Annotated in this window: 6 protein-coding genes; 5 read left to right on the top strand and 1 reads right to left on the bottom strand. The window is 68.2% G+C overall.

Annotated elements, in window-relative coordinates; translation table 11 throughout:
* Positions 1–17 precede the first annotated feature (17 nt).
* The 4 genes from recC (at position 18) to YQ44_RS15365 (ending at position 11,188) form a co-directional block, all read left to right on the top strand.
* Positions 18–3,437 (top strand): exodeoxyribonuclease V subunit gamma, encoded by a 3,420-nt coding sequence (gene recC, locus YQ44_RS15380; protein WP_071324139.1) that lies wholly within the window; start codon positions 18–20, stop codon positions 3,435–3,437.
* Positions 3,434–7,093, top strand: a complete 3,660-nt coding sequence (gene recB / locus YQ44_RS15375) for an exodeoxyribonuclease V subunit beta (protein WP_071324138.1) — start codon at positions 3,434–3,436, stop codon at positions 7,091–7,093. Before recC ends, recB begins: the two co-directional genes overlap by 4 nt.
* Positions 7,083–9,050: an exodeoxyribonuclease V subunit alpha gene (gene recD, locus YQ44_RS15370; protein ID WP_071324137.1), complete on the top strand. Its 1,968-nt coding sequence runs from the start codon at positions 7,083–7,085 to the stop codon at positions 9,048–9,050. Before recB ends, recD begins: the two co-directional genes overlap by 11 nt.
* 203 nt (positions 9,051–9,253) lie before the next feature.
* A complete protein-coding gene (locus tag YQ44_RS15365; protein ID WP_083412153.1) occupies positions 9,254–11,188 on the top strand; it encodes a methyl-accepting chemotaxis protein in 1,935 nt (644 codons plus the stop codon).
* Between the two features lie 8 nt (positions 11,189–11,196).
* On the opposite strand, the gene YQ44_RS15360 is transcribed toward YQ44_RS15365, so the two are convergent.
* Positions 11,197–12,096, bottom strand: a complete 900-nt coding sequence (locus YQ44_RS15360; RefSeq protein WP_071324136.1) for a LysR family transcriptional regulator — start codon at positions 12,094–12,096, stop codon at positions 11,197–11,199.
* Between the two features lie 109 nt (positions 12,097–12,205).
* On the opposite strand from YQ44_RS15360, the gene YQ44_RS15355 reads away from it, so the two are divergent.
* Entirely contained in the window at positions 12,206–13,138 is a 933-nt protein-coding gene (locus YQ44_RS15355; RefSeq protein WP_071324135.1) for a DMT family transporter, read from the top strand.
* Positions 13,139–13,232: the final 94 nt, after the last annotated feature.

The following is a 13,232-nucleotide window of genomic DNA, read 5'->3' as shown; positions in this document are numbered from 1 at the left end:
CAATTCATCGGAACAGCATGCAAACTCCCGTCACGCCCGGCCTCCTCATCCTGCACGGCAACCAGCTGGAGCAGCTGCGCGCCGCCGTCTTCCAGTGGCTGCGCAACCATCCGCTGGCGCCGCTGGAGACCGACATCTTCCTGGTGCAGTCGAATGGCGTGGCCGAATGGCTGAAGATCGCGCTGGCCGAGGAGATGGGCGTGTGCGCCGCCACGCGCATCGCGCTGCCGGCGCGCCTGCTGTGGGAAAGCTACCGGGGCATGCTGGGCCGCGAACGCGTGCCGCGCGTGTCGCCGTTCGACAAGTCGCCGCTGACGTGGCGTTTGATGCGCTTGCTGCCGTCGCTGCTGGCCGATCCCGTTTTCGCGCCGCTGCGCTATTTCCTGGCCGATGGCGATGCCGAGCGCCGGCTGCAGCTGGCCGAGCGCCTGGCCGACCTGTTCGACCAGTACCAGGTCTACCGCGCCGACTGGCTGGCCGACTGGGCGGCGGGGCGCGACATGCTGCGCACGGCGCGCGGCGAGTCCATCGCGCTCAGGGAAGACCAGCGCTGGCAGGCGCAGTTGTGGCGCGCCGTGGGCCTCGATGTCGACGCGGCCGAGCGCGACACGGGCCGCGCCGACATCCATGACGCCTTCCTGGCGGCGATTGCCGCCGGCGAGGAAGCGGCCGGCAAGCTGCCGCGCCGCGTGGTGCTGTTCGGCGTGTCGGCCCTGCCGTATCAAACCCTGCAGGCGCTGGCCGCGCTGGCGCGCCACACGCAGGTGGTGCTGGCCGTGCCCAATCCGTGCCAGTTCTACTGGGGCGACATCATCGACGGGCGCGACTTGCTGCGCGCGCAAAACAAGCGCCAGCGCCAGCGCAACGGCACCGACCTGGCCGAGATTCCGCTCGAAGAACTGCATGCGCACAGCCATCCGCTGCTGGCCAGCTGGGGCAGGCAGGGGCGCGACTTCATCCGCATGCTCGATGAATTCGACGAGCATGCAGCCGCCGAAGGGCGCGACGACAGCCTGCGCATCGACCTGTTCGGCGAGGAAACGGGCGAGACCCTGCTGCAGCAGGTGCAGGTGGCCATCCGCGAACTGCGCCCGCTGGCCGAACACGCGCAAACGCCGCCCGAGGCGGCCGACCGCTCGATCGAATTCCACGTGGCGCACAGCGTGCAGCGCGAGGTGGAGGTGCTGCACGACCAGCTGCTGGCCATGTTTGCGCATAGCGGCGAGACGGGCCTGCGCCCGCGCGACGTGGTGGTGATGGTGCCCGACATCGACACCTTCACGGCCGCCATCCACGCCGTGTTTGGCCAGTGCCGGCGCAACGACGAGCGTTTCATCCCCTTCGAGATCGGCGACGTGAAGGACCGCAGCGTCAATCCGCTGCTCGTCGCGCTCGAGTGGCTGCTGCAGCTGCCGCAGCAGCGCTGCCGCCAGAGCGAGGTGCGCGACCTGCTCGACGTGCCGGCGCTGGCGGCCCGTTTCGGCCTGCAGCCGGACGACCTGGTCACCCTGGGCGCCTGGATCGAAGGGGCCGGCGTGCGCTGGGGCCTGGACCAGCATCACCGCAGCGGCCTGGGACTGGGCGCGGCCGGCGAACAGAATGCGTGGATCTTCGGCGTGCGGCGCATGCTGCTCGGCTATGCCAGCGGCGTTGGCGTCAGCTTTGGCGGCATCGAGCCGTATGCGGAAGTGGGCGGCCTCGATGCGGCGCTGGCGGGCTCGCTGGCGCAGCTGGTCGAGGCGCTGCTGCACTGGCGCGGCGTGCTGGCCGGCGCGCGCACGCCGGCCGAGTGGGGCGAGCAGGCGCGCGCGCTGCTGGCGGCCTTTTTCGACGCCGACGACGAGGGCGACCGCCTGACCCTGGCGCAGCTGGAAGGCGCCTTGCAGGGCTGGCTGGAAACCTGCGAGCACGCGGGCTTCATCGAACCGGTGCCGCTGTCCGTGCTGCGCGTGGCGTGGCTGGGCGCGCTCGACGAACCGACCCTGAACCATCAATTCGTCTCCGGCGGCGTCACCTTCTGCACGCTGATGCCGATGCGCGCCGTGCCGTTCCGCGTCGTCTGCCTGCTGGGCATGAACGATGGCGACTTCCCGCGCCGCGCGCAGAAAGCCGATTTCGACCTGCTGGCGCTGCCGGGCATGGCGCGCCCGGGCGACCGTTCGCGCCGCGACGACGACCGCTACCTGATGCTGGAAGCCCTGCTGGCCGCGCGCGACAAGCTGTACGTCAGCTGGGTGGGGCGCAATGTGCGCGACAATTCCGAACAGCCGCCCTCCGTGCTGGTGTCGCAGCTGCGCGATTATCTGGCGGCCGGCTGGTCGCTGGACCGCCACCTGGCCAGCCTGACGACGGTGCATGCGCTGCAGCCGTTCAGCCGCCGCTATTTCGAGGCCGGCGGCCTGCTCACGTATGCGCGCGAATGGCGCGTGGCGCATGCCGACGCGCAGGCGCAGGCCGAGACGCTGCCGCTGGGGCCCTACGAACTCGATCCCGGCACGCGCCTGAAACTGGGCGAGCTGGCCAGCTTCCTGCGCCAGCCCGTCAAGTATTTCTTCCGCCGCCGCCTCAGCGTGCATTTTGCCGATGCGGCCATGCTGGGCGAGGATGAGGAACCGTTTGGCCTGAATGCGCTCGAGCGCTATCTGCTGGAAGACACCATGCTCGACGACGCGGGCGCCGTGGAAGCGCTCGACGACGTGCGCGCCAGCCTGCAGGGCAGGGCGCAGCGCCTGGCACGCGAGGGCGTGCTGCCGATCGGCCTGATCGGGCAGCAGGTGCAGGAGCAGCTGGTCGAGGCGCTGCTGCCCGTGCGCAGCGCCTGGCTGTCGCTGCGCGCCTCGTTCCCGCTGGCGGCCGACAAGCGCGCCGTGAACCTGGCGTTCGGCGACGTGCAGATCGACGACTGGCTCGACAAATTATGCAGCAACGGGCAGGAAACGGCCTGGCTGATGCAGATTTCCTCGAAAGTGATGAACAAGGCCGGCCAGGCGCGCGGCGACAAGCTGATGCTGATGTGGCTGCGCCAGCTGGCCGCCGCCGCCCTCGGCCTTTCCGTCACCGGCTACCTGGTGGCGCGCGACGCCATCGTCTGCATGGCGCCGCTCGATGCCGCCAGTTCGCGCGCGGCGCTGGCGACCCTGCTGGCGCTATGGCGCGAAGGCATGAACCATCCGTTGCCGACGGCTTGCAAGACGGGCCTGGCGCTGGTGCAGGATGGCGACCCGCGCGCCGTCTACGATGGCGGCTTTGAAGTCTCGGGCGAACGCGAGGAGCTGTGCCTGGCGCGCCTGTGGCCCGATTTTTCCGCGCTGGCGCTCGAGGAGGCGTGGCAGGACTGCACGCGCGAGCTGTATGGCCCGCTGGCCGAATGGCTGCGCGCACACATCACCCTCGACCCGATCAGCGCGCCTGTCGATGGCGCCGGAGAAGAAGCATGACGAGCCATTTGCTCAACCCCCTGGCGTTCCCGCTGCATGGCTCGCGCCTGATCGAGGCTTCGGCCGGCACGGGCAAGACCTGGACCATCGCCGCGCTGTACGTGCGCCTCGTGCTGGGGCATGGCGATGACGCCAGCCGTTTCGTGCGCCCGCTGCTGCCGGCAGATATCCTGGTGATGACGTTTACCCGCGCCGCCACGCGCGAGCTGTCGAACCGCGTGCGCGAGCGCCTGATCGAGGCGGCCGCGTATTTCCGCCACGAGTCCGGCGGCAGCGACTCCTTTCTCGATGCCTTGCTCGAGTCCTATCCGGACGAAAGCGAACGGCAAAAGGCCGCGCACCGGCTGATGCTGGCCGCCGAGACGATGGATGAGGCGGCCATTTTCACCATCGACGCCTGGTGCCAGCGCATGCTGCGCGAGCACGCGTTCGACAGCGGCAGCCTGTTCGACGAGGAGCTGGTCAGCGACGAGCAGGCCCTGTTCGAGGATGCGGCCCACGATTACTGGCGCCAGCAAGTCTATCCGCTGGCGCCGCAGGCGCTCGAGGTGCTGCTCGATTGCTGGCCCGACGTCGGCGTCCTGAAGAAAGGCGTGCGCGACCTGGCGCGCCGCGCCGGCGCCATGCGGATCGCCGACGATGAGCCGCTGTCGGCCCTGATCGCGCGCGAACAGCGGGCCCTGGCCGCGCAGCTGGCCACCTTGAAGGCGGGCTGGGTCGAACGCGCCGACCGGATGGCGGCGTGGATCAACGAGCACCGCGCCGTCAATCCCAAGTGTTTTAATGGCGTCAAGATGAAGCCGGAAAACCTGGCGAAATGGTTCGATGGCTTGCGCAAGTGGGCGCAGGATCCGCTGCTGCTGCAGCCGGCCATCACGGCCAAGGCGTGGGAGCGCCTGACGCCGTTCGGCATCGAGGATGCGTTTGCCAAGAATTTCACGGCGCAGGTGCCCGAGTGCTTCGAACATACGGAGGCGCTGGGGATCGCCCTGGCGGCCCTGACGCCGCTGGCGCACAAGCTGCACCTGCATGCGGCGGCGGCGATTGCGCGGCGCATGGATCAATTGAAGCGCCAGTCGCGCCAGTTCGGCTTTGCCGACATGCTGCAGCGCCTGCACGACGCGCTGGCCGGCGAGAATGGCGCGGCCCTGCGCCAGCGCATCGTCGACCAGTATCCGCTGGCCATGGTCGATGAATTCCAGGATACGGCGCCGGCGCAGTACCAGATCTTCAATCTGCTGTACCGCATCGCCGACAACGATGCGTCGCTGGGCCTGTTCCTGATCGGCGACCCGAAACAGTCGATCTACGGCTTTCGCGGCGCCGACATCCAGAGCTACCTGGCGGCGCGGCGCGCGACGAACGGCCGCCACTACCAGCTGGGCACCAATTACCGTTCGACGGCGCCGCTGGTGGCGGCCGTCAACCAGCTGTTCCTGCACGCCGAGCGCGCCGAAGTGCCGGCCGGCGCCTTCCGCTACCGCAAAGGGGATGAAAATCCGCTGCCGTTCGAGGCTGTCGACGCCAAGGGCCGCGACGAGCGGCTGGTGAACGCCGGCGGTCCGCTGCCGGCCCTGCTGGCGGCCTGCGCCAGCGACGAAGCGCTGCGCGGCGACGGCTACCGCGAATATTTCGCCCAGCACTGCGCGGAACACATCGTCGCCATGCTGGGCGATCCGCAGGCGGGCTTCACCGGCCCCGACGGTTTTACGCGCTTGCAGCCGGCCGATGTCGCCATCCTCGTGCGCGACCGCAAGGAAGCGGCGGCCATCCGCCGCGCGCTGGCGCGCCGCAGGGTCGCCAGCGTGTACCTGTCCGACAAGGATTCCGTCATCGACAGCGAGGAGGCGCAGGACGTGCTGCGCTGGCTGGCGGCGCTGGCCAACCCGCTCGACGGCGGCCTGGCGCGCGCCGCGTTTGCCACGCGCACCATCGGCTTGCCGCTGGGCGAGCTGGCGCGATTGTCCAGCGACGAGCTGGAATGGGAGCGCCGGGTCGAGCAGCTCAAAGCCCTGCATTTGATCTGGCAGCGCCAGGGCGTGCTGGCCATGCTGCGCCGCTTCATCCATGAATTGCAGCTGCCGGCCATGCTGCTGCAGCAGACGGGCGGCGAGCGGCGCTTGACGAATCTGCTGCACCTGGCTGAACTGCTGCAGTCGGCCAGCCGCCAGCTCGATGGCGAACAGGCATTGATACGCTGGCTGGCCGAGCAGATCGCCGGCGAAGGCGAGAGCGGTGACGAGCGCGTGCTGCGCCTGGAGAGCGATGCGGAACTGGTGAAGGTCATCACCGTGCATAAGTCCAAGGGCCTCGAATACCCGCTCGTGTATCTGCCGTTCGCCGTCACGGCGCGCAAGGTGGATAAACGCAACCGCAGCTTCTTCGAGTATGCGGGCGAGGACGGCGAACGCCGCCTCGACCTGTCGCTGTCCGACGAGGCCATGGCCTTGGTGGAAGAGGCGCGCATCGAGGAAGACTTGCGCCTGCTGTACGTGGCGCTGACGCGCGCGCGCCACTTCCTGTGGCTGGGCGTGGCGGCGCTGGCGGCGCGCAAGGCAGGGGACAACACCCTGCACGAATCGGCGCTCGGCTACCTGCTGACGGGCGGCGACAGGCTGCCGGCCGACCAGCTGCTGCTGCGCTGGCAGCAGGTGGCGGGCAGCTGCGACGCCATCTGCGTCGGGTCGCTGGCGCAGCCCGACGCCTGTACGGTGCTCGACCGCGTCGAGCGGCGTCCCGAATTGCGCCCGGCGCCCGTGTTTGCGGGAGAGTTCGAGCGCGACTGGTCGGTGGGCAGCTTTACCTCGCTGACGCGCCAGATCGGCGCCGTGGCCAGCGTGCACGTGCCGCAGCGGGCGCTGGAAGAGACCCTGCTGGAAGACGGCACGGGCGTGGCCGCCGTGCCGTCGCTGCAAACGGGCGACGCGCCATGGCACCGTTTCCCGCGCGGTTCCGTGCCTGGCAATTTCCTGCACGAGCAGCTCGAATGGATGGGCAGCGAAGGCTTCGACTGCGTCAACGCGGCCAGTTTCGACGCGCGCCTGGCCGCGCGCTGCGAGCGGGCCGGCTGGGGCCACCGCCAGGAAGACGCCATCGCCTGGCTGCGCGAAGTGGCTGTCACGCCGCTGCCGCTGCTCGGCGCTTCGCTGTCCGAATTGGACAGCACCCTGTCGGAGATGGAGTTCTGGTTCCCCAGCGAGCACCTGTCGACCGAGGCGCTCGATAAGCTGTGCACGCGATTGCTGCTCGATGGCGCGCCGCGTCCCGTGCTGCCGCGGCGCCAGCTGCACGGCATGCTGAAAGGCTTTGCCGACCTGGTCATCGAAAGGGCGGGCCGCTACTGGGTGCTCGACTACAAGTCGAATGCGCTGGGCAGCAATGACGCCGCCTACCACACGCCGGCGCTGGCGGCCGGCATGGCGCAGCACCGCTACGACATCCAGGGCGCCATCTACATGCTGGCGTTGCACCGGCTGCTGAAAAGCCGGCTCGGCGCGGAGTATGACCCCGCCCAGCACCTGGGCGGCGCCATCTTCCTGTTCCTGCGCGGCATCGCGAATGCGGACACGCATGGCTGCTACTGGCTGGCGCCGCAGCTGGAATTGCTGGACGGCCTCGATCAACTGTTGGAAGAAACGGAACACCATGAAGCATGACGCGGCCCTGGACGCCTTGTTCACCCATTTCGACGGCGTCGCCGAGGCGGGCCACCTGCGCCGCCTGAGCGCCGCCTTTGCCCGTTTCATCGTCACCCTGGACGAAGATGCGCCCGCCGGACCCGATACGGCCGCCGTGGGCGTGGCGTGCGTGGTGCTGTCCGAGCTGGAAGGGCGGGGCCACAGCTGTTTGATGCTGGCCGACCTGGCCGGCGAACCGTCGCAGCTGCTGGGCTGGAGCGAGGAGCTGTGGCACGCCGTGCTGGCCGTATCGGGCCCGCTGCCGGGCACTGTCGATGGCTGGTGCGCGCTGCTGGCCGCTGCGCCGCAGGTGTGGCAGGTGGGCGCCGCCGATGTGCGCCAGCCGCTGGTGCTCGATGGCGCGCGCCTGTATTTGCGCCGCTACTGGCGCGACGAGACCCTGGTGGGCGGGAAAATCGCCGCGCGCGCGCAGGATTTGGCGAATCCGCCGCTGGCGCAGGTGCGGCAATGGCTCGATATCCTGTTCGACCAGCCCACCAGCGATGGCGCTCCGGACTGGCAGAAGGTGGCGTGCGCCATCGCCCTGCGCGGCAAGGTGGCCATCATCACGGGCGGCCCGGGCACGGGCAAGACGTACACCGTGGCGAGCCTTCTGACCTTGCTGTTTGCCGTCTCGCCGCAGCCGGAACAGCTGCGCATCGCGCTGGCCGCGCCCACGGGCAAGGCGGCCGCGCGCCTGAAACAGTCGATCGACAAGGCCCTGGAGGGCCTGGCGGCGAAGGCGGGCGCGGCGCTGCCCTTGCTGGAGCTGGCGCGGCGCATGGGCGCCGCGCGCACCCTGCATAGCTTGTTGGGCGCGCGTCCGGATACGCGCGCCTTCGCCCACCACGCGGGCAATCCGCTCGACGTCGACGTGCTGATCGTCGATGAAGCGTCGATGGTGCACCTGGAGATGATGGCGTCCATGCTCGACGCCTTGCCGCCCACGGCCATTTTGATCCTGCTCGGCGACAAGGACCAGCTAGCGTCCGTGGAGGCGGGCGCCGTGCTGGGCGACTTGTGCCACGACGCGCAGGCGGGCGGCTATGCGCCCGACACCATCGCGTACGCGCTGGCGGCCAGCGGCGTGGCCATACCCGCCGGTTTTGCGGGGGCGGCCGGCGCGCTGGCGCAGCAGACGGTGATGCTGCGCCACAGCCACCGCTTCAGCGGCCCGATCGGCGAACTGGCGCTGGCCGTGAATGCGGGCCAGCCCCGCGCCGCGCAAGAGTGCCTGGCGCGCGACAGCGGCGGCAAGGTGGCGTGGATCGTGCCCGCGCAGCAGGAAGACGTGCTGCGCCTGGCCCTGCGCGGACGTCCTGAGGCGCCGGGCGGCTATCAGCCCTATCTGGAATTGGTGCATGCCGGCGTAGCAGCGCATGCGCGACATGACGACTGGGTGCGCGCCGTGCTGCACGCGTTCGAGTCGTTCCGCATCCTGTGCGCCGTGCGCGAAGGCGAGTGGGGCGTGGCGGGCCTGAACGCGGCCATCGAGCTGTGCCTGGAAAAGGAAGGCTGGATCCGCCGCAGCGAGTGGTATGTGGGCCGTCCCGTGATGGTCACGCGCAACGACTACGGCACGGGCGTGTTCAATGGCGACATCGGCCTGACCCTGCGCGACCCGGCGCGGCCCGGTTCCCTGCGCGTGTACTTCTTGGAAGGCGACAACGTGCGCAGCGTGCTGGCCACGCGCTTGCGCCATGTGGAAACGGCGTTCGCCATGACGGTGCACAAGTCGCAGGGCTCGGAATTTCGCCACACGGTGCTGGTGCTGCCGCAGGAAGGCGGCGCCATGCTGGCGCGCGAGCTGGTTTACACGGGCATCACGCGCGCGCGCGATTTCTTTACCCTCGTCTCGCCCACGCAAGCCGTGCTGTTTGACGCGATCTTGCGCCGCACGCAGCGCGCCAGCGGGCTGCGCGCATTGATAGGCTGAGCGATCCCCTGGCCGAAAACTTGACCAGGATGCAATCATGGCAGTTACATTCATGACCGAGGGTGTTGCTATGAGGTAATAAATATTGTGTATTCCGGATATTGAGTGATAATGTTCCAATTTTTTGTGTGAGAATGCTGGGGCGGGCATTCACGGCAGCATTGCCGCCTTACACCATCAAAATCACACTCAAGGAGTACACCATGTTTTCATCGTTGCGCACGCGGCTGGTGCTGATTTGCGTTGCCATCGTCGTGCTGTCCATGCTGGCCCTCTCGGTCGCTAATTACGTCACCACGCGCAGCAGCATGCTGGCCTCATCGGACCAGCAGATGCAGCAACTGCTGCAAAGCCAGTCGGCCGTGCTGGCGCAATGGGTCGATGGCAAGAAAAAGGTCATGGCCTCCGTCGTGATGTCGGCCGAGACGCCCGATCCGCTGCGCGCCTTCCAGATCGCCGAGCAGGCCGGCGATTTCGCGGAAGTGTTCATCGGCTACGCGGACAAGCGCTCGGTGTTCACCCATCCCGGACGTCCTGCCGATTTCGATCCCACGGCGCGGGCCTGGTACACGGATACCGTCAAGGCCGGCGTGCCGATGCTGACGCCGCCGTACGTGGATGCGGCCAGCCACAAGCTGGTGGTGTCGTTCACGGCGCCCGTGGGCCCCAAGGGCGCGCCGACGGGCGTGGCGGGCGCGGACGTGCTGCTCGATACCGTCATTGCGAACGTGGTGGCGATCAAGCCGACGCCGCACAGCTTTGCCTTCCTGATCGACCAGGGCGGCACCATCATCGCCCACGCCGACAAGGAACTGAGCCTGCAGCCGGTATCGAAACTCGACGCCGCGCTGTCGGCCGCGCAGATCAACCGGCTGGAAAGCGCGCGCCAGAGCGACGCCGTGCGCCTGGGCGGGCGCGACGGCAAGCTGTATGTGACGCGCGTGGCGGGCACGGACTGGCTGCTGGCCGTGGTGCTCGACCAGCAGGAAGCCATGCAAGCCTTGCAGACGATGCTGACGACGGCCACGGTGACGGCCTTGCTGCTGACGGGTGCGGCGGCGCTGCTGCTGTCGCTGCTGGTATTCAAGATGCTCAAGCGCCTGGAACTGGTGCGCGACGCGCTCGACGACATCGCCTCGGGCGAGGGCGACCTGACGCGCCGCCTCGACGCTTCCGGCGCCGATGAACTGGCGCAGATCGCCGGCGCCTTCAACCGCTTCGTCGACAAGATCGCCGTGGTGCTGGTGAAGATCCGCACGGCCAGCGAATCGGTGCGGATATCGTCGTCGGAAATCGCCGCCGGCAACCAGGACCTGTCGTCGCGCACGGAGCAGCAGGCCAGCTCGCTGGAAGAAACGGCCGCCTCGATGGAGGAACTGACCAGCACCGTCAAGCAGAATGCCGACAATGCGCGCCAGGCCAACCAGATGGCCGGTTCGGCCTCCAGCGTGGCCAGCAAGGGCGGGCAAGTGGTGGCGCAAGTGGTCGAGACCATGACTTCGATCAATGCCTCGTCGCACAAGATCGTCGACATCATCAGCGTGATCGACGGCATCGCCTTCCAGACCAACATCCTGGCCTTGAATGCGGCCGTGGAAGCGGCGCGCGCGGGCGAGCAGGGACGCGGCTTTGCCGTCGTCGCCACGGAAGTGCGCAGCCTGGCGCAGCGTTCCAGCGCCGCCGCCAAGGAAATCAAGCTGCTGATCGACGATTCCGTGAGCGCCGTCGACACGGGCAACCGGCTCGTCGGCGAAGCGGGAGCGACGATGCAGGAAATCGTCGACAGCGTGCGGCGCGTTACCGACATCATGGGCGAAATCACGGCCGCCAGCGTGGAACAGAGTTCCGGTATCGAACAGGTGAACCAGGCGATCGCGCAGATGGACCAGGTGACGCAGCAGAACGCGGCCCTGGTGGAAGAGGCGGCCGCCGCGGCGGAAAGCCTGCAAGACCAGGCCAGCACCCTGTCGCAGGTGGTCAGCGTGTTCAAGCTCGATGACGGGCCGGCGCCGGCGCAGCAGATGTCGCCGCCAGCCAGGCCCGTGGTGCGCGCGCCCGTCGCGCCGCGCCTCGCCAGCCGTCCGGCAAGGATGGCCGCCGTCAAGGCGGAGCGCAGCGAGGAGTGGGAGACTTTTTAAGTCGGGTGTCAGGCGCGCCGGGGCGCCAGGGTCGGCGCCATCTGCTTTGCCACGTCGAAGAAGGCGTTGGTGGCCGGCGTGTTCTGGCGCCGGTCGCGCACGGCCAGGCCCACCTTGCGGCTGACGGGCGGGTTCAATGGCAGGGCGACCAGCTCCGGATACTGCTCGCGCAGGCGCTGCGGCAGGGCCAGCTCGGCGACGATGGACAGGCCGTCGCCGCGGCTGACCATGTCGAGGATGGTGATCACCTGGCTGATGCGGTAGGGCACGTGCGGCTGCAGGCCCGCGTTGGCGAACAGCGGCTCGATCAGGCAGGCGCAACCCGCTTCCGACATGATGAACGGCCCTTCGCACAGCTGCGCCAGGGTGATGGTGTCGAGTTGCGCCAATGGGTGGCTGCGCGGCACCAGCGCCATCATCTGGTCTTCCACCAGCGGCGCCGTGTCGAAACGCTCGTCGGGCAGCACGACGAAGCCCACGTCGACCCTGCGCTCGCGTATCCATTGCACCACTTCATGGTCGGCGCCCTCGTCGATGCGCAGGTCGATGCCCGGATAGCGCAGGCGGAACTGCGCCGTGATGGCGGGCAGCAGATTCAGCGAGGAGGTGGGGCCGAACGAGCCGATGCGCAAGGTGCCCTGGCGCTGGCCCAGCACGTCGGCCGCCTCCTGGCGCATGGCTTCCGACAGGCCGAGGATTTCGCGCGCGCGCACCAGCAACTGGCGGCCCACGTCCGTCAGCTCGGCCGAGGCCTGGTGGCGCACGATGAGGTCCACGCCCATCTCCTTTTCCAGCGCTTTCAGCGCATGCGAGACGGCCGACTGGCTGATGCCCAGCTGCGCGGCGGCGGCGGAAAAGCCGTGCAGTTCGGCCACCAGGGTAAATATTTCCAGTTGCGTGAAGGTCATGGTGTGGTTTTGTTGAGCTATGAGTATTTGCTCATTATTTCATGAGTTAATATTAGTATTAATATATACGTACAGCGTCCGCTGCACAAGCGACATCATAGGACTTTCCATGCGCACTACCGCCGTACCGTCAGCCGCCTTGCCTTCCGTGCAATCGCCGCTCGTCTACCTCAAACTGATTTTCGTCGCCCTGTTCTGGGGCGGCACCTTTATCGCGGGCCGCGTGCTGGCGCAGCAGATGCCGCCGATGACGGCAGCCAGCGGACGCTTCGGCGTCGCCGTGCTGCTGCTGGTCGTGCTGGCATGGAAACTCGAAGGGGGCTTGCCGCGCCTGGACCGCAAGCAGCTGGCGACGACGGCGGCGCTGGGCCTGACGGGCATCTTCCTGTATAACCTGTGCTTCCTGGCGGCGCTGTCGCGCATGCCGGCCGGCCGCACGGCCCTGTTCGTGGCCCTGAACCCCATCGTCACGGCGCTGGCCTCGGCCATGCTGTTCCGCGAACGGCTCGGTTCCTTCAAGTGGCTGGGCATCATGCTGGCATTCTGCGGCACGGCCATCGTCATCACGCGCGGCGATATCGCCGGCGTGCTGCACGGCACGGGCGGCGGCATCGGCGCCGGCGAGGTCTTCATGTTTTGCGGCATCTCCAGCTGGGCCGCCTACACCCTGATCGGCCGGGTCGCGCTGAAGGGCCTGAGCCCGATCGCCGCCACCACGTATGCATCGATGTGGGGCCTGGCTTTCCTGCTGGTGGGCGCGGCCGTGGAATTTCCGGGCGTGCCGTGGCGCAGCTTCGGCTGGCAAGTGTGGGCCGCCATCGGCTACCTGGGCGTGTTCGGCACGGTGATCGGCTTTGTCTGGTATTACGAGGGCGTCAAGGCGCTGGGCCCGTCGCGCACGGCCGTCTTCAACAACCTCGTGCCCGTGTTCGGCATCGTGCTGGCGGCGGCGCTGCTGGGCGAACCCGTGCTGGCCTCGATGCTGGTGGGCGGCGCGGTGACGATAGCCGGCGTGGTGATGACCAACCGGCAAGCGAAATAAGTATTTTTCCGGTATGAAAGCACGCCTGAAAAACGTTTAGGGCAAGGCGCAGTGCCGCAGGCAGTACGACTAGTACGGCCAGGCACTGCAACGC

This window comes from Janthinobacterium sp. 1_2014MBL_MicDiv, assembly GCF_001865675.1.
Taxonomy (GTDB): Bacteria; Pseudomonadota; Gammaproteobacteria; order Burkholderiales; family Burkholderiaceae_D; genus Janthinobacterium.
This window is presented reverse-complemented; position numbering and strand designations above follow the sequence as displayed.